Consider the following 16,387-nt stretch of genomic DNA (forward strand, 5'->3'; position numbering starts at 1 on the left):
GCGGGTATCCCGGCGGTTGGCCGACCGGATGCGGAGGTGCCCGTGATGAGGGCCGTGGTGCTCAACTGCACGTTGAAGAAGTCGCCCGACCCGTCCAACACGCAGATGCTGGCGGACGTCGTCGTCAAAGCCCTCGAACAGCGGGACGTGGAAGTGCGGACGTTCCGGGTGGTGGACCACGACGTGCCGCCGGGCGTCGTGACCGACCTGGGGGACGGCGACGAGTGGCCGGTGCTGCACGACGCGCTGCTCCACGCCGAGATCCTGGTCGTCGCCACGCCGACGTGGGTCGGCCACCCGTCGTCCGTCGCGCAGCGCGTGATCGAGCGGATGGACGCGATGATCTCCGAGCAGGACGACGAGGGCCGGCCGGTCGCGTACAACCGCGTGGCGGGCGTCGTGGTGACCGGCAACGAGGACGGCGCGCACCACGTGATCAGCGAGGTGGCCGGCGCCCTGGGCGACATCGGCTACACCATCCCGGGCCAGGCGTGGACCTACTGGAACATGGGTCCCGGGCCGGGCCCGAGCTACCCGGACACCGTCCACGGCCACGACTGGTCGAAGAGCACGGGTGAAGCCATGGCCGCCAACCTCCACGCCGTCGCCCAGGCGCTGGCGAAGTCCCCGATCCCGGCCCCGCCGTCGAGCGGCTGACACGTGCACGAACGTTCGTGCACGTGGTGGCCGCTCAGATGTGCGACAGCGCGAACGCGCTGAGGAAACCCGCCACCGTGACCACGCCGACCAGCAGGTGGGCGTCGTCGAACGCCTCGGGGATCATGGTGTCGGCGATCATCGCCAGGATCGCGCCGCCCGCGAACGCCGTGATCGCGGCGAGCCACTGCGGCGGCGCGTCGGCGAGCAGGCCGCGGCCCGCCATCGCCGCCAGGCCGCTCACCAGCGCTATCGCGATCCAGAGGCCGAACACGTACGTCCGCGACCGACCGGCCTGCCGCATCCCCGCGGCCGAGGACAGCCCTTCCGGCACGTTGCTGACGAACACCGCCGCCACGGTCACCGCGCTCACCCCGCCGCCGCCGAGCAGGCTCGCCCCGATCACCACCGACTCCGGGATGCCGTCCAGCAGCGCGCCGACCGCGATCGCCGAACCCGACCCGCTCTGCTCGGACTCCGACGGCTGCAACCCGCCCGACCGCTTCCGGTGGCGCGCGCCGCGCTTGGCCAGCGCCACGTTCGCCGCGGTGTAGACCAGGGCGCCCAGCGCGGCGCCGGACGCCGTCGGCAGCAGTCCGCCCAGCTCGTGGGCCTCGTCGATCAGGTCGAACGACACCGCCGACATCAGCACGCCGCTGCCGAACCCCATCACCGCGGCGACCACACCTCGCGGCACCCGGACCAGGTAGCCCACGAGCGCGCCGAGCACCAGCGCCGACCCGGCCAGCAACCCCCACCCCGCCGCCTGCAACACCCGGCCTCCCCGTGTCGCACCCGGCCCGCGCGGGTACCCGACCGCCATGAGGATCGTCGTCACCGGCGCCACCGGCAATCTGGGCACCGCGCTCCTGCGCCGCCTCGCCGACGAACCGGACATCGCCGTGCACGGCACCTCCCGCCGTCCGCCGGGCGTCGAACCGCCCTACGACACCATCACGTGGACCCCGGTCGACCTCAGCCGCGAAGGCGCGGAGGAACCCCTCGCCGAGGCCTTCCGGGACGCCGACGCCGTCGTGCACCTCGCCTGGCGCATCCAACCGGGCCACGACGAGCGCCTCCTCTACCGGACGAACGTCGCCGGCAGCGAGCGCGTGTTCGCCGCGGTCGCGAAGGCAGGCGTCCCGCACCTCGTCCACATGTCGTCGGTCGGCGCGTACTCGCCGGCCTCGAAAGACCACACCGTGGACGAGACCTGGCCGACCGACGGCCTCGCGAACTCCTACTACAGCCGGCACAAGGCCGCCGTCGAACACCTGCTCGACCAGGTCGAACGCGAACAGCCCCGACTGGTCGTCACCCGCGTCCGGCCCGGCCTGGTGCTGCAACCGGCGGCCGCCGCCGAGATCAAGCGGTACTTCCTCGGGCCCCTGGTCCCGCACGCCCTGTTCCGGCCCGGCGTCCTCGCCAAGCTGCCCGTCCTGCCCCTGCCTCGCACGATGGTGCTGCAGTTCGTGCACGCCGACGACGTGGCCGACGCCCTGGTGAAGATCCTCACCACGCGGGCCGAGGGCGCGTTCAACCTGGTCTCCGAGCCGGTCGTGACGCCCCAGGTGCTCGCCGAGGTCATGGGCACGCGGCACGTGGCGATCCCGCCGGCCGTCCTCCGCAACGCCGCCCGGATCAGCTGGCGCCTGCGCCTGCAACCCACCTCGCACGGCTGGGTCGACCTGGCCCTCACCGCGCCGCTGCTGGACGCCACCAAGGCGTTCGCCCGGCTCGGCTGGGCACCTCGGCACAACGCCCGCGACACCCTGGCCCGACTCCTGGAGGGCCTCGGCCGGAAGGAGGGCCTGCGCCCGAGCCCTCCGCTGAAGCCCTGACCGCCCGACCTCGTCAGTAGCCCTCGAACAGGTTCGTCCAGCCCATCACCTGGGCCACGACGAACGCCAGCGCCAGCAGCGTCACGACGAGCACGGCCACCAGCGTGATGATCGGGCCGCGCCGCGAGGGCATCGGCTGCGGGTGGGACAGGCCGGAGGTCTGACCCGAGTCGGGCGGTGTCTCGCCGGGCGCGACCCCGCCACCGGGCTCGAGACCGGGCGTGCGGTCCGGGTCCGGGTCGGGCGGTGTGGCAGTCATGCCGAGTGGACTACCCCGTGTGGACGGCGCTACCCGCGGCCGTGTGAAGACCCAGCCGTACGGGTAATCAGCACGCATGAGCGGTGTCCAAGACGAGTTGCTGCGCACGTTGACGAAAGTCGCCAAGGCCCTGCGCGCGCACGACATCCCCTTCGCCCTGGCGGGCGGGTGCGCGGTGTACGCCAGAGGCGGTCCCGCGACGGAGCACGATGTGGACATCCTGGTTCGGGAGGAGGACGCCAGTGCGGCGGTGAGCGCGCTCGTCTCGGTCGGCATGCGTGCCGCGACGCCGCCCGAGGACTGGTTGCTCAAGGTCTACGACGGCGACTCGCTCGTGGACCTGCTGTTCCGTCCCAACGAGGTGCCGGTGACCGACGCGACGCTGTCGCGGGCCGAGGAGCTGCAGGTCGGCTCGGTGGTGCTGCCGGTCATGCCGGCCACCGAGGTCCTGATCGGCAAGCTGCTGGTCCTCGACGGCCACCGCTGCGACTTCAGCGAGCTGCTGCCGTTCGCCCGCGCGCTGCGCGAGCAGATCGACTGGGAGCACGTCCGCGCGGCGACCAAGCACTCCCCGTACGCCGAGGCGTTCCTCGTGCTCGCCGAACGCCTCGACCTCCTGCCCTCACCGATGACCAGGAGCGCCTGATGACCGCTGAACAGTACCTCTCCGCCCGGCTGCGCCAGGCGTTGGCCGAGGACCCGCGCACCACCGAGCTGGGCGTGCGGGTCACCGTGCGCGGTGACCACGTGCTGCTGTCCGGTGACGTGGCCAGCCCGGAGCGCCGCGCCGAGCTCGAAGCCGTGATCCACGACGTGGCGCCGGAGTTGACCGTGCTCGACGACGTGAAGGTGGTGCCGTCCGACGCGCCGGTCGGCCGAGAGGAGCTTCGATGATCCGCATCGCCGCGGTGGGTGACGTGCACCTGGGCGAAGACGCGCGCGGTCGGCTGCGGCCCGCGTTGGACGAGCTGGGCGGCTGCGCCGACGTGCTGCTGCTGGCGGGCGACCTGACCCGGCACGGCACGGTGTCCGAGGCGCGGGTGGTGGCCGACGAGTTCGGCGGCCTGGCCGTGCCCGTGGTCGCGGTGCTGGGCAACCACGACCACCACGACGACAAGCCGGACGAGGTCACCTCCGTGCTCCGCGACGCGGGTATCACCGTGCTGGAGGGCGAGGCGACCACGATCGGCGTGGACGGCCACACGTTGGGCGTCGCCGGCGTGAAGGGCTTCGGCGGCGGGTTCGCCGGCAAGTGCGGTAGCGCGTTCGGCGAGCCGGAGATGAAGGCGTTCATCCGGCACACCAGCGAGATCGCCGACTCGCTCGCGGCGGCCCTCGGCAGCCTCGACACCGACGTGAAGGTGGCGTTGACGCACTACTCGCCGGTGCCGGACACGTTGCGCGGCGAGCCGCCGGAGATCTACCCGTTCCTCGGCTCGTACCTGCTCGGCGAGGCGATCGACGCCAACGACGCGCAGCTGGCCGTGCACGGGCACGCGCACTTCGGCAACGAGCACGGCATGACACCCGGCGGCGTGCGGGTGCGCAACGTCGCGCAGCCGGTCATCCGGTCGGCGTACACGGTCTACTGCGTGGAACCAGCCGTGGTGGAGGTGTAGCCGCATGCAGGAGGAACCCAGGGCCGGCGGTCCGTCCGTGGTGTGGGCGGGCCCGCCCGACGCGCCGGCGGTGATCGTGCTCGACCCGGCCGGCGTCGGCAGGCACGGCGACCTGCCGGGCACGTGGCGGCCGTTGACCGAGCACCTGCAGGTCATGTGGTGCCGGCTGCCCGCGGCGGACGAGCCGTGGCACGAGGTGGACGAGGTGCTGTCGGAGTTCGCCGACCGCGAGGTGCCGGTGCACCTGGTGGCGGGCGCGGCGGCCGGCGCGGGCGTCGGGGAGCTGATCCGGCGGCACCAGGACCTGATCAGCTCCGCCCAGACGTTCGCCGCCCCCGTGCCGCTCGGGCACCCGGAGGTGGTGCTGGAGGTGCTGCGCGAGCTGCTGGCGCAGGACGTGGAGCCGCAGAGCGCGGAGGGGACCGACCGGCCGGTGAACGGCAGCCCTCCCGAGTCGGGCTCGCTGCTCGGCGACGCGGCCTCGGCACTGCGACGGTCGGTGGGACAGCTGTTCGAACGACTGAAGAACGGCTAGGACGGCCGGCAGAACACAGCCGGCAGAACACAGCCGGGAGGACACGGCCGGGAGGACACGGCCGGGAGGACACGGCTGAGGAATGCCGCCTGGAGGAACCCCTCGAAAGGCCCGCGGGTACCACGCACCCGCGGGCCTTTCGCATTCCAGGCCAGAAGCCCGACCGCCACCGCTGCGCTCCCACCCCCACTACTGCACTGGGCACGAAGAACTGCACTGGGCACGAAGAGGCCCCGCCGACCGGAGTCGGCGGGGCCTTCGCTTCACGTCGGTCGCGACGGTGGTCGACCGGGACGGTCAACCGTCGTCGACCGGCGGCCGGGGGTGGGGGATCGGAGGGTGTGACCGGCTCCGATCCCGTGGCTCCCGAACCGCCTTCGGGCTCATCGCAGCGGATCACCCGGGCGACCGGCGTCCGGCAGGTCGTGGCGCGTCTCGCCGGCCTGCGGCGGTCGGCTCACGTCACCCCGCCACGCGCCCGTCTCCAGGCCGCGGCCCTCGATGAACTCCTTGAACCGCTCCAGGTCACCGGAGACGCGGTGGCCGACCACGCCGACCGCCGCACCCGCCTTCTCGGTGAGCGTCTGCGGGTCGTACTCCATCTGCACGTGGACTCGCGTCCGCCGGTCGTCGAGCCGGTGGAACGTCACCACACCACCCTGCGGCGGACCGTCGACCGTGTGCCAGGCGACCCGCTCGTCGGGGTGCTGCTCGGTGATCTCGGCGTCGAACTCCCTGGTCACACCACCGATCTTGGTGACCCAGTGGGTCCGGGTGGGAGTGACCTGGGTGATGCGCTCGACGCCCTCCATGAACCGCGGGAACGACTCGAACTGCGTCCACTGGTTGTACGCGGTCGTGACCGGGACCTCGACGTCCACGGACTTCTCGATCGTCGTCACTGCAACAACCTCTCCTCGGGGAATCGAGTTCGACATCCGGTTACCCGTCCGGGCGGCCTCACACACATTCGCTCCCCCGAAGGGTGACCGTGAGTAGCGCCTCTCGGAGAAGTGTTTGCTTCTCCTGCTACCGGCTAAGTCTCCTCTGTGGACCAGTACCCCGATGCGGTTCTCTTCGACCGCGACGGCACGCTCATCACCGACGTGCCCTACAACGGCGACCCCGAGCGGGTGCGCCCGATGCCCGGTGCGCGAGACGTCCTCCGGGTGCTCCGCGCGCACGGGGTCCGCACCGGGGTCGTCAGCAACCAGTCCGGCATCGGCCGCGGTCTGCTGACCCGCGCCCAAGTGGACGCGGTGAACGCCGAGGTCGAGGCCCGGCTCGGCCGGTTCGGCACGTGGCAGGTGTGCCCGCACCACCCCGACGACGGCTGCGAGTGCCGCAAACCCGCGCCCACCATGATCCTCCGCGCCTGCGCGGCCCTCGGCGCGCGCCCCGAGCGCACCTACTTCATCGGCGACATCGAGGCGGACGTCCAAGCGGCCCTGGCCGCCGGCGCGACCCCGATCCTCGTGCCCACGCCCGCCACCCTGCCCGACGAGGTCGACCGCGCGCCCCACACGGCACCCGATCTGCGGTCCGCGGTGGCGATGGTCCTATGAGGACACTGGTGGCCCGACTCGACAGCGACGGCGACGTGCTGCTCGCCGGCCCGGCCGTGCGCGCCGCCGCGCACGCGGGCGAAGTCGTGCTGCTGTGCGGTCATTCCGGCGCGCAGGCGGCCGAGCTGCTGCCCGGCGTGCGGCGCGTCGTGCGGTGGGACTGCCCGTGGATCGCCTACCCGGCGCCCGACGTCCGCACCCCGGACGTCGAGGGGATCGTCGCCCTGCTCAAGGGGATTCGCGCCGACGTGGCACTGGTCCTCACCTCCTTCCACCAGAGCCCGCTGCCGCTCGCCCTGCTCCTCAAGCTCGCCGGCGTGCCGAAGGTCGTGGCCCGCTCCACGGACTACCCGGGCTCCCTCCTCGACGTCCGGCTGCGCGACGACCCCGACCTCCCCGAAGCCGAACGTGCGCTGGAAGTCGCCCGCGCCGCCGGTTTCGAGCTCCCGCCGGGCGACGACGGGAAGTTGGCGATCACCACCCCACCGGAACCGGCCGAGATCGGGCCGTACGTCGTCCTGCACCCGGGAGCCTCCGTGCCCGCCCGCGCCTGGTCGCCCGACCGGTGCGCCGAGGCCGTCACGGCGCTCACCGAGGCCGGGCACCGCGTCCTGGTCACCGGCGGACCGGGCGAGACCGCGTTGACCAGGCACGTGGCCGGCACGCGCGGCGTCGACCTCGGCGGCCGGACGACGTTCGCCGAACTGGCCGGGCTGCTGGCCCGCGCGGACGCGGTCGTGGTCGGCAACACCGGACCGGCGCACCTCGCCGCCGCGGTCGGCACGCCGGTCGTGTCCTTGTTCTCACCCGTCGTGCCCGCCGGCCGGTGGGCGCCGCACGGGCCGCACGTGTTGCTGGGCGACCAGGGCGCCCCGTGCCGCGACTCGCGCGCACGCGAGTGCCCGGTGCCCGGCCACCCGTGCCTTGACCGGGTGACGGCCGACCAGGTCGTCACCGCCGTCGCCGAACTCGTGGGGGTGCGGACGTGAAGATCCTGCTGTGGCACGTGCACGGCTCGTGGACGAACGCGTTCGTCCGGGGCGGTCACGAGTACCTGATCCCCGGGCCGCCCCAGGGCATCGGACTGTCCGGGCGCGACTGGCCCGCCGCCCGCGAGGTCGACGTGTCCGAAGCCGACGCGGACATCGCGGTGCTGCAACGGCCGGCGGAGGTCGGCCTGGTGCCCGCCGGGATCCCGGTCGTGTACCTGGAGCACAACACGCCCAAGTACCCGAACCAGGCGCACCCGCTCAAGGACTGGTCCGGCACGATCGTCCACGTCACCCACTTCAACGACCTGATGTGGGACTGCGGCGCGACGCGCACCGTCGTGATCGAGCACGGCGTGGTCGACCCCGGCCCCCGGTACACCGGTGAGCTGCCCCGTGCCGCCGTCGTGGTCAACGAGCCGGTGCGGCGCGGCCGGGTGGTCGGCACGGACCTGCTGCCCCGGTTCGCCGAGGCGGCGCCGGTGGACGTCTACGGCATGAAGACCCGCAAGCTGGGCGCGATGGGGCGCGGCGACCACGACCTGGAGTCGCTGCACCGGGAACTGGCCCTGCGACGGCTCTACCTGCACCCGGTGCGGTGGACGTCGTTGGGGCTGTCGCTGATCGAGGCGATGCACCTGGGGATGCCGGTGGTGGCGTTGGCGTGCACCGAAGTGGTGCGCGCGGTGCCGCCGGAGGCGGGCGTGGTGTCCACCGACGTGGACGAGCTGGTGCGGGCCGTGTCCGAGTTGGTCGCGGACCCCGCGCTGGCCAGGCAGAAGGGAAAACAGGCCAGGGAGTTCGCCCTGGCCCGGTACGGGCTCGACGCCTTCCTGCGGAGTTGGGACCGGTTGCTGACAGGAGTGAGCGGATGAGGATCGCGATGGTGTCCGAGCACGCCAGCCCGTTGGCCGCCCTGGGCGGTGTCGACGCCGGTGGGCAGAACGTGCACGTCGCCGCGTTGTCGTCGGCGTTGTCGGCACTGGGGCACGACGTGGTGGTGTACACCCGTCGGGACGACCCCGGCCTGCCCGAGCGGGTGCGCGCCGAGCAGGGTTACGAGGTCGTGCACGTGCCCGCCGGTCCCGCCCGCACGGTGCCGAAGGACGAGCTGCTGCCGCACATGGGCGAGTTCGCCCGCTTCCTGGAGCAGCGGTGGTACGAGGATCGGCCCGACGTCGTGCACGCGCACTTCTGGATGTCCGGCCTGGCCTCGGTGCTCGCGGCGCGCAAGGTCGGCGTGCCCGTCGTGCAGACCTACCACGCCCTGGGCACGGTGAAGCGCCGCCACCAGGGCGCCGACGACACCAGCCCGGCCGAGCGGATCGGCATCGAGCGGATGATCGGCCGCGAGGCCGACCGGATCGCCGCGACGTGCGACGACGAGGTGACCGAGCTGATGCGCATGGGCGTGCGGCGGTCGCGGATCTCCGTCGTGCCGTGCGGCGTGGACCCGGCCCGCTTTCGGCCCGACGGCCCGGCCGCCCGCCGCCGCCACCCGCACCGGATCGTCTCCGTCGGCAGGCTGGTGCCGCGCAAGGGCTTCCAGGACCTGATCACCGCGTTGCGGTCGTTGCCGGACACCGAGCTGGTCATCGCGGGCGGCCCGGTGGACGTCGAGTCCGACCTGGAGGCGCGGCGGCTGGCCGAGCACGCGGACCGCGTCGGCGTGCGCGCTCGGCTGTGGCTGGCCGGCCAGGTCTCGCGGGACGCCATGCCCGAGTTGCTGCGCTCGGCCGACGTGGTGGCGTGCGTGCCCTGGTACGAGCCTTTCGGCATCGTGCCGCTGGAGGCCATGGCGTGCGGCGTGCCCGTGGTGGCCAGCTCCGTCGGCGGCCTGATCGACACCGTGGTGGACGGCGTCACCGGCGTGCTCGTGCCGCCGCGCGACCCGTCCGCGCTGGCCCGCGCCCTGAACGCGCTGTTGACCGACCAGGCCCGGCGGGAGGCGTGCGGGCTGGCGGGCCTGGACCGGGTCGGCGTCCGCTACACGTGGAGCCGGATCGCCGAGGACACCGAACGCGTCTACGAGCGGGTCATGGCTCCGCGGGCCGTGGCCGTGGGAGGTGCGCGATGAGCGTCGAGACCCACCTCAACGGGCTGGCCCAGTCGCTGGCCGGGCTGCGCGCCCAGGCGCCGCGGCTGACCCGCTGGGGCGGCGTGCTGGCCCGCCGGCTCGCCGACGGCGGGCGGCTGCTGGCGGCGGGCAACGGCGGGTCGGCCGCCGAGGCGCAGCACCTGACCGCCGAGCTCGTCGGCCGGTTCCGCGACGACCGGCGGCCGTTCTCGGCGATCGCGCTGTGCGCGGAGTCCTCCAGCGTCACCGCGATCGGCAACGACTACGGCTACGAGGAGGTGTTCGCCCGCCAGGTCACCGCGCACGCCCGGCCGCAGGACGTGGTCGTGCTGCTGTCGACCAGCGGGCGCAGCCCGAACCTCATCCGGGCGGCGAAGGCGGCCAGGCGTGCGGGCGCGCACGTGTGGGCGATGACGGGCCCCGCCCCGAACCCGCTGGCCGAGGCGGTGGACGAGGTGCTGGCCCTGCCCGGCGAGCCCGCGAACGTGCAGGAGGCCCAACTGGTCGCGGTCCACGCGCTGTGCGCCGCGTTCGAGGCGGCGTTGGATGGCGCCGCCTCCGGGGTCGCTGGCTCGGTCGCCTGCCTGGAGCCGGAGTGGCCGCTCCGCGGCGGGCAGGCCGCCGGCGCCTGATTCCCCGACGATCGAGAGCGTGATCACCGGGAGACGAGTCGCGAACGACAGACGCGACCTCGCGGTGGTGGGAATGACCTGGAGGTGAAGAGATCGTGAAGCTGGTGGTCGTCGGCGACTCGCTGCTCGACGTGGACGTGCTCGGCACCGCCGAGCGCCTGTGCCCGGACGCCCCCGCGCCCGTCCTGGACGTGACCGGGGAACGCGCCCGACCCGGCGGCGCGGGACTGGCCGCCGCCCTGGCCGCCGCCGACGGCGTGGACGTCACGCTCGTCACCGCCGTCGCCGACGACGAGGACGGTCACCGGCTGCGTGACGAGTTGGCCCGGGTGCCGTCGGTGCTGGGCCCCTCGCCGACGCCGACCCCGGTGAAGACCCGGCTGCGCTGCGGCGACCAGTCGATCGCCCGGCTCGACCGCGGCGGCGGCCCCGGCACGCCCCACGCCACCGACGACATGCTCGACGCCGTCCTGGAGGCCGACTGCGTGCTCGTCTCCGACTACGGCCGCGGACTGGTGCGCGACGAACGGCTGCGCGCCGTGCTCGCCCGCCGCCCGGTGGTCTGGGACCCGCACCCGCGCGGCCCGGACCCGGTGCCCGGCGCCCGCCTGGTCACGCCGAACGCCGCCGAGGCGAAGGCGTTCAGCGGCCTCTCCGACCCGATGGACGCCCTGGAAGCACTGCGGGCCCGGTGGCGGGCACGGGCCGTCGTCGTCACGCTCGGCGCCGACGGCGCGCTGCTGCACGGCGGCGGCACGCCGGTCGCCGTGCCCGCGCCACGCGTGCCCGTGGTCGACCCGTGCGGCGCGGGCGACCGGTTCGCGGCGACGGCCGCGGCACGGCTCATGCAGGGCGCGGCGATGGACGACGCGGTCGCCGACGCCGTGACCTCCGCCGCCGAGTTCCTGCGCTGCGGCGGCGCGTCGGGCTTCCGGCCCGTGGACCGACTGTCCACCGTGGACGCGATCCGGGCGCGCGGCGGCACGGTCGTCGCCACGGGAGGGTGCTTCGACCTGCTGCACGCGGGCCACGTCCGCACCCTGCGCGCCGCCCGGTCACTCGGCGACTGCCTGGTGGTGTGCCTGAACTCCGACGCGTCCGTGCGCCGGCTCAAGGGCCCGGACCGGCCCGTCACCAAGGAGCAGGACCGGGTCGAGGTGCTGCGCGCGCTGGGCTGCGTGGACGACGTGGTGGTGTTCGAGGACGACACGCCGGAGCGCGTGCTGGCCGCCCTGCGCCCGGACGTGTGGGTCAAGGGCGGCGACTACACCGTTGATTCATTGCCGGAGGCGGACCTGGTGCGGGGCTGGGGCGGGCGGACCGTCGTCGTGCCCTACCACCGGGGCCGCTCGACCACCGAGATGCTGTCGAGGAGGGGCTGATGCTCGGCCAGGTGTTGGTGACCGGAGGCGCGTCCGGCTTGGGCGCGGCCGTGGTGCACGCGGTGCACGAGTTGGGCGGGCAGCCGCTGGTGCTGGACAAGGCCGCGCCGGCGTCGTCGGAGGTGGCCGACTTCGAGTCGGTCGACCTGTCCGACACCAGGGCGGCGGAACGCGCGGTGAAGGCCATCGCCGAGCGCAACGGCGGCCTGCGGGCCGTCGTCACGGCGGCGGGCACGGACGCGTGCGGCCGGCTGGACGACGTGCCCGGCGCGGACTGGGACCGGGTGGTGATGGTGAACCTGCTCGGCACCGCGGCGGTGGTGCGGGCGGCGCTGCCCCTGCTGGAGGGCGGCCGGGTGGTGACCATCGCGTCCACGCTCGGCATCAAGGCGGTCAGCGACGCCACCGCGTACTGCGCCTCGAAGTTCGGCGTCGTCGGCTTCACCAGGGCGCTGGCCGCCGAGACCGCCGGGCGGGTCGGCGTCACGCTGGTGATCCCCGGTGGCATGCGCACGCACTTCTTCGACGACCGCGCGGAGCAGTACCGGCCGCCGGACGACAGCAAGTTGAACCCGCCCGAGCGGGTCGCCGACGCGATCGTGTTCGCGCTGCGCCAGCCCGAGGGCTGCGAGGTGCGCGAGCTCGTCGTCGCCCACGCCGAGGAGGGGTCGTGGCCGTAGCGTCCCGGCTCGACACGGGACGGGTGTTCGCCAAGGTGCTGCTGCCGACGCTGGCCAAGGGCGTGATCGTGCGCCGGCCGGCGGTGACGGCGATGGCCGAGAAGGCGCGGGTGGACGCCGCGGCGGTGGCCACCATGAGGCGGTTGCGCGCGCGGTACGGCCCGGAGCCCTTGCGACTGCGGGTGACGGGCCGCAGCGTCGCGCTGCTGCTCGACCCGGTGGACGTGGCGCGGCTGCTGGCCGACTCGCCGTCGCCGTTCGCCCTGGCCACCCGGGAGAAGACCGCCGCGCTGGCGCACTTCCAGCCGCACGGCGTGCTGATCTCGACGGGGGAGGAGCGGGCGCGGCGGCGCGCGGTGAACGAGGACGTGCTGCGGCCGGACAAGATCGACGTGCCGGGGATCGTGGCCGACGAGGCGGACCTGTTGCTGCGGCACGTCCGCAGCACGGGCGTGCTGACCTGGGACGCGTTCGCGCAGGCGTGGTGGCGGGCGGCGCGGCGGATCGTGCTCGGGTCGTTCGCGCGCGAGGACGTCGAGCTCACCGACCTGCTGAAGACGTTGCGCGGCAACGCCAACTGGGCCTACCTGCACCCGCGCCGGGACGCGCCGCGCGAGCGGTTCGAGCGGCGGTTGCGCGCGCACCTGGCCCGCCGCGAGCCGGGCAGCCTCGCGAGCCTCGGCTCACCGGAGGAGCTGCTGGGCCAGGCGCCGCACTGGCTGTTCGCGTTCGACGCGGCGGGCATCGTGACCATGCGGGCGCTGGCGCTGGGCGGCGAGGGCGAGGCCGGCATCTGGGAGTCGGCGCGGTTGTGGCCGACGACGCCGGTGATCCTGCGCGAGAGCACCGAACCCACGCGCTGGCACGGCGCCTGGCTGCCGGCCGGCACCACGTTCGTCGTGTTCGTGCCGTACTTCCACCGCGACCCGGACCGGTTGCCCTACGCCGACTCCTACGCGCCGGAGAACTGGCCCGCGCCGAACGACCCCGGGCTGGTGCCGTTCAGCGGCGGTCCGGGCATCTGCCCCGGGCGCGACCTCGTGCTGGTCGCCGGCGGCACGATGCTCGACGCCCTGCGCGAGCACCTGGACGTGCCGACGCTGCGCGCGCCGCTGCCCGTGACGCTGAACCACTTCGGGCTGTCCTTCATCACCCGTAGTAATGGTTGAACCGCTCCTCCGTTGGGTACGTGGTGGCGGTGAGTCAGGCTGAGGAATCACACCAGCGGAGGTTGGCCCGCAACCTCAACGAGTTGCTGCAGGAACTGCGCGTGGCGCAGGCCGGCGTGCAGATCCTGTTCGGCTTCCTGCTGTCGATCGCGTTCACCGAGCGCTACGCGTCGGCCGGCGGCTACATCCGCGCCACCCACCTGATCACCGTCCTGTTCGCGGCGTGCGCCGTCGCGCTGCTGACCGCGCCGGCCGCCTGGCACCGGCTGCTCTTCCGCCGCGGCAGGCGGGAGGACGTGATCGAGGTGGCCAACCGCTTCGCCATCATCGGGCTGGCGTGCCTCGCGGTCGCCATGACGGGCACGATACTGCTGCTCGCCGAGGTCATCGTCGGGGGTTGGCCGGCCATCGTGCTCGGCGCGTTCGCGGCCGTGCTGTTCGGCACGTTGTGGTTCGCGTGGCCGTGGCGCGAGCGGAGCCGGGACACCATCGCGGACGACGACGTGGACGACGAGGACCGCATCGAGTGAGCGGGTCCGGTCAGCCCGTCTCGTCCGTGCGGTCGTGCGGCGCGCCGACGGGCTTGGACTCCGGCGATCCCCGCTGGCGCAGGTAGACGCTCAACACCACCATCGAGCCGATGGCCAGGAACTCGGACTGCCAGTTCTGCAGCGAGCGGTTCCAGAAGTCGGCCGACAGCACGTAGTCCCACCAGGTCACCGGGTCCTGGAAGGTGTTGAGCTGGTCGTTGTTGTACGCGCTGCGCCCGGCGATCGACTGGGTCAGCCACGAGCCGACGAACAGGCCGAGCATCACCAGGCCGAGCGAGTTCGAGTACAGCGCCGTGCGCCACCCGCCCGCCTTCGCCCACGGCGGCGACTGCTCCTTCACGTGCGCGCCCAGCAGCTGGTCCTCGTCGGACTCCGCGCCCATGCGGCCGGCCGGCTTCGACTCGGGCGAGCCGCGCTGCATCAACCACACCGTGGCGAAGATGAACAGGAAGAACTGGAGGTACTCGGACTGCCAGTTCTCGGCCACGTCGACGGCGAAGTCCGACGACGTCACGTACTGCCAGAATCCGATCGGGTCACCGCCGTCAGTGAGCCGGTGGTCGTTGAGGTCGGCGTTGCCGGAGAACGCCTGGCCGACCAGCGTCGCCAGGCACAGCAGGCCGAACACCAGCCCCAAGCCGTTGTCCCGCAGGAACCTCTTCACAGGCCCACCAGCCCGATGACGCTGAAGTACACCAGCAGGCCCAGCACGCCCAGCAGGTAGGCGTAGAACATCCCGCGCTGCGTCACGGTCCACCCACCTCGCACTCGTAGGGCCGTTCACCCCGCGACTCGCAGCCCGCGCCCGACACCCGCCACCCGTCCGTCAGGTCCCGGAGGAACAGCACGTCGTCGGAGGTGCGGACCTGTGCCGCGTCACCCCAGACCTCGACTGATCGCACCGCCCCGCCGGGCACGTCGAGCGAGGAGCACTCCACGTCCTCGCGCGCGCGTTCGGTCAGCAACCCGCAGGCCCGGTCGGTGTCGCCCGAGGCGACCGCCGCGGTGAACTCCTCCGCCGCGCGCCGCGCCAGGTCGTCCGAGGCCGTGCCGCACCCGCCCACCACCAACACCGCCGGCAACGCCACGGCGGGCAACCACCGAAAGCGGATCATGGTCGGACGATAACGCCTCACGGGCGCAGCAGCACCTTGACGGCGTTGTCCTGCTTGCGCTGGAAGATCTCGTAGGCGTGCGGCGCCTCGTCGAGCGGCAGGTGGTGGGTGGCGAAGGAGTCCACGCCGAGCGGGTCGTCGTCGGTGAGCAGCGGCAGGATCTCCGGCACCCAGCGCCAGACGTTGGCCTGGCCCATGCGCAGCTGCACCTGCTTGTCGAACAGGGTCAGCATCGGCATCGGGTCCGCCATCCCGCCGTACACGCCGGACACCGAGATGGTGCCGCCGCGCCGCACGATGTCGATCGCGAGCCTCAGCGCGTGCAGCCGGTCGACGCCCGCGGTGCGCATGAACGGCGCCGCGATGGCGTCCGGGAGCAGGCCGACGGCCTGGTGCGCGAGCTTCGCGACCGGCGCGCCGTGCGCCTCCATGCCGACGGCGTCGATCACGGCCTCCGGCCCGCGCCCGCCGGTGAGCTCGCGGATGTGGTCGACCAGGTGGCTGTCGCGCACGTTGAGCACGGTCACGCCGTGCCCGCGGGCCCGCGCCATGCGCTCGGGCACGAGGTCCACGCCGATGACCGTCTCGACGCCGCGGTGCTGCGCGATCCGGGTCGCCATGTCGCCGATCGGGCCGAGCCCGAGCACGACCAGGCTGTCCCGGGTGCCCGCGTACTCCACCGCCTGCCACGCCGTGGGCAGCACGTCGGAGAGGTAGACGAACCGGTCGTCCGGCGGGCCGTCCGGGACCTTGATCGGCAGCGTGTTGCCGAACGGCACCCGCAGGTACTCGGCCTGCCCGCCCGGCACCTGCCCGTACAGCTTGGTGTAGCCGAACAGCGCGGCGCCCGACCCGTGCTCGCGCACCTGGGTCGTCTCGCACTGCGACTGCAGGCCGCGGTCGCACATGAAGCACGTGCCGCACGAGATGTTGAACGGCACCACGACGCGGTCACCCGGCGCGACCTCGGTGACCTCCGCGCCGACCTCCTCGACCACGCCCATCGGCTCGTGCCCGAGGATGTCGCCCTCGTCGATGAACGGACCCATCACCTCGTACAGGTGCAGGTCGGAGCCGCACAAGCCGGTGGACGTGATGCGGACGACGACGTCGGTCGGCTCCTTGAGGATCGGATCCGGCACGGTGTCCACGCGGACGTCCCGCTTGCCGTGCCAGGTGACGGCCTTCATCAGTGCTCCTCTGTTGGATTGCCGCTGCTCCGCAGACGGCGGCGAGGTCGCCGGGAAGTCGGTCGTTCGCGCCCTGATTCCCGACGATCGAAAAGCGTGATCGCCGGGAATGAGGACGCGAACGAC

The 16,387-nt window shown here is 73.2% G+C and carries 21 protein-coding genes; 15 read left to right on the top strand and 6 right to left on the bottom strand.

Annotated elements, in window-relative coordinates; translation table 11 throughout:
* Positions 1–45: 45 nt before the first annotated feature.
* Positions 46–657 (top strand): flavodoxin family protein, encoded by a 612-nt coding sequence (locus ACZ7GX_RS04215; protein ID WP_498772663.1) that lies wholly within the window; start codon positions 46–48, stop codon positions 655–657.
* A gap of 34 nt (positions 658–691) precedes the next feature.
* Here ACZ7GX_RS04215 and ACZ7GX_RS04220 read toward each other — a convergent pair whose 3' ends face one another.
* Complete coding sequence (locus tag ACZ7GX_RS04220; protein ID WP_498772825.1) at positions 692–1,480, bottom strand: ZIP family metal transporter; 789 nt, start codon at positions 1,478–1,480, stop codon at positions 692–694.
* Here ACZ7GX_RS04220 and ACZ7GX_RS04225 point away from each other — a divergent pair.
* On the top strand, positions 1,479–2,498 hold the full coding sequence (locus ACZ7GX_RS04225; protein WP_498772665.1) for an NAD-dependent epimerase/dehydratase family protein: 1,020 nt from the start codon (positions 1,479–1,481) through the stop codon (positions 2,496–2,498). The genes ACZ7GX_RS04220 and ACZ7GX_RS04225 overlap by 2 nt on opposite strands.
* A 13-nt stretch (positions 2,499–2,511) precedes the next feature.
* Here ACZ7GX_RS04225 and ACZ7GX_RS04230 read toward each other — a convergent pair whose 3' ends face one another.
* The gene (locus tag ACZ7GX_RS04230) at positions 2,512–2,757 is read right to left on the bottom strand and encodes a DUF6480 family protein (RefSeq protein WP_498772667.1); all 246 of its coding nucleotides are present in this window, start codon (positions 2,755–2,757) and stop codon (positions 2,512–2,514) included.
* A 76-nt stretch (positions 2,758–2,833) separates the two neighbouring features.
* On the opposite strand from ACZ7GX_RS04230, the gene ACZ7GX_RS04235 reads away from it, so the two are divergent.
* From ACZ7GX_RS04235 to ACZ7GX_RS04250, 4 genes are read left to right on the top strand one after another with little or no spacing between them, the layout of a single operon-like run.
* Complete coding sequence (locus ACZ7GX_RS04235; protein ID WP_498772669.1) at positions 2,834–3,403, top strand: nucleotidyltransferase family protein; 570 nt, start codon at positions 2,834–2,836, stop codon at positions 3,401–3,403.
* The gene (locus ACZ7GX_RS04240) at positions 3,403–3,651 is read left to right on the top strand and encodes a BON domain-containing protein (RefSeq protein WP_461120832.1); all 249 of its coding nucleotides are present in this window, start codon (positions 3,403–3,405) and stop codon (positions 3,649–3,651) included. Before ACZ7GX_RS04235 ends, ACZ7GX_RS04240 begins: the two co-directional genes overlap by 1 nt.
* A complete protein-coding gene (locus ACZ7GX_RS04245; protein WP_498772671.1) occupies positions 3,648–4,376 on the top strand; it encodes a metallophosphoesterase family protein in 729 nt (242 codons plus the stop codon). Before ACZ7GX_RS04240 ends, ACZ7GX_RS04245 begins: the two co-directional genes overlap by 4 nt.
* A gap of 4 nt (positions 4,377–4,380) precedes the next feature.
* Positions 4,381–4,911 carry a hypothetical protein gene (locus ACZ7GX_RS04250; RefSeq protein ID WP_498772673.1) on the top strand — a complete coding sequence of 177 codons (531 nt, stop codon included), beginning with the start codon at positions 4,381–4,383 and terminating at the stop codon, positions 4,909–4,911.
* Between the two features lie 383 nt (positions 4,912–5,294).
* Here ACZ7GX_RS04250 and ACZ7GX_RS04255 read toward each other — a convergent pair whose 3' ends face one another.
* A complete protein-coding gene (locus ACZ7GX_RS04255; protein ID WP_498772675.1) occupies positions 5,295–5,813 on the bottom strand; it encodes an SRPBCC family protein in 519 nt (172 codons plus the stop codon).
* A gap of 147 nt (positions 5,814–5,960) precedes the next feature.
* On the opposite strand from ACZ7GX_RS04255, the gene ACZ7GX_RS04260 reads away from it, so the two are divergent.
* The 9 genes from ACZ7GX_RS04260 to ACZ7GX_RS04300 all read left to right on the top strand — a co-directional run bounded on the left by ACZ7GX_RS04260 (position 5,961) and on the right by ACZ7GX_RS04300 (position 13,935).
* A complete protein-coding gene (locus tag ACZ7GX_RS04260) occupies positions 5,961–6,476 on the top strand; it encodes a D-glycero-alpha-D-manno-heptose-1,7-bisphosphate 7-phosphatase (protein ID WP_498772677.1) in 516 nt (171 codons plus the stop codon).
* Entirely contained in the window at positions 6,473–7,465 is a 993-nt protein-coding gene (locus ACZ7GX_RS04265; RefSeq protein WP_498772679.1) for a glycosyltransferase family 9 protein, read from the top strand. Before ACZ7GX_RS04260 ends, ACZ7GX_RS04265 begins: the two co-directional genes overlap by 4 nt.
* Positions 7,462–8,340, top strand: coding sequence for a glycosyltransferase (locus ACZ7GX_RS04270; RefSeq protein ID WP_498772681.1), 879 nt, complete (start codon positions 7,462–7,464; stop codon positions 8,338–8,340). The genes ACZ7GX_RS04265 and ACZ7GX_RS04270 overlap by 4 nt, the downstream gene beginning before the upstream one ends.
* The gene (locus ACZ7GX_RS04275; RefSeq protein WP_498772683.1) at positions 8,337–9,542 is read left to right on the top strand and encodes a glycosyltransferase; all 1,206 of its coding nucleotides are present in this window, start codon (positions 8,337–8,339) and stop codon (positions 9,540–9,542) included. Before ACZ7GX_RS04270 ends, ACZ7GX_RS04275 begins: the two co-directional genes overlap by 4 nt.
* Entirely contained in the window at positions 9,539–10,174 is a 636-nt protein-coding gene (locus tag ACZ7GX_RS04280; RefSeq protein ID WP_498772685.1) for a D-sedoheptulose-7-phosphate isomerase, read from the top strand. Before ACZ7GX_RS04275 ends, ACZ7GX_RS04280 begins: the two co-directional genes overlap by 4 nt.
* 92 nt (positions 10,175–10,266) lie before the next feature.
* Positions 10,267–11,556 carry a D-glycero-beta-D-manno-heptose 1-phosphate adenylyltransferase gene (gene rfaE2 / locus ACZ7GX_RS04285; protein WP_498772827.1) on the top strand — a complete coding sequence of 430 codons (1,290 nt, stop codon included), beginning with the start codon at positions 10,267–10,269 and terminating at the stop codon, positions 11,554–11,556.
* Positions 11,556–12,236 carry an SDR family oxidoreductase gene (locus ACZ7GX_RS04290; protein ID WP_498772687.1) on the top strand — a complete coding sequence of 227 codons (681 nt, stop codon included), beginning with the start codon at positions 11,556–11,558 and terminating at the stop codon, positions 12,234–12,236. The genes rfaE2 and ACZ7GX_RS04290 overlap by 1 nt, the downstream gene beginning before the upstream one ends.
* Positions 12,227–13,405, top strand: a complete 1,179-nt coding sequence (locus ACZ7GX_RS04295; RefSeq protein ID WP_498772689.1) for a cytochrome P450 — start codon at positions 12,227–12,229, stop codon at positions 13,403–13,405. The genes ACZ7GX_RS04290 and ACZ7GX_RS04295 overlap by 10 nt, the downstream gene beginning before the upstream one ends.
* Positions 13,406–13,434: 29 nt before the next feature.
* Positions 13,435–13,935, top strand: a complete 501-nt coding sequence (locus tag ACZ7GX_RS04300) for a DUF6328 family protein (RefSeq protein ID WP_498772691.1) — start codon at positions 13,435–13,437, stop codon at positions 13,933–13,935.
* A gap of 10 nt (positions 13,936–13,945) precedes the next feature.
* On the opposite strand, the gene ACZ7GX_RS04305 is transcribed toward ACZ7GX_RS04300, so the two are convergent.
* The 3 genes from ACZ7GX_RS04305 to ACZ7GX_RS04315 form a co-directional block, all read right to left on the bottom strand.
* Positions 13,946–14,620 (bottom strand): DUF6766 family protein, encoded by a 675-nt coding sequence (locus ACZ7GX_RS04305; protein WP_498772693.1) that lies wholly within the window; start codon positions 14,618–14,620, stop codon positions 13,946–13,948.
* Between the two features lie 82 nt (positions 14,621–14,702).
* Positions 14,703–15,071 (bottom strand): hypothetical protein, encoded by a 369-nt coding sequence (locus tag ACZ7GX_RS04310; RefSeq protein ID WP_498772695.1) that lies wholly within the window; start codon positions 15,069–15,071, stop codon positions 14,703–14,705.
* A gap of 17 nt (positions 15,072–15,088) precedes the next feature.
* A complete protein-coding gene (locus ACZ7GX_RS04315; protein WP_498772697.1) occupies positions 15,089–16,261 on the bottom strand; it encodes a zinc-dependent alcohol dehydrogenase in 1,173 nt (390 codons plus the stop codon).
* Positions 16,262–16,387: the final 126 nt, after the last annotated feature.

The organism is Actinosynnema sp. NPDC037264, assembly GCF_055603705.1.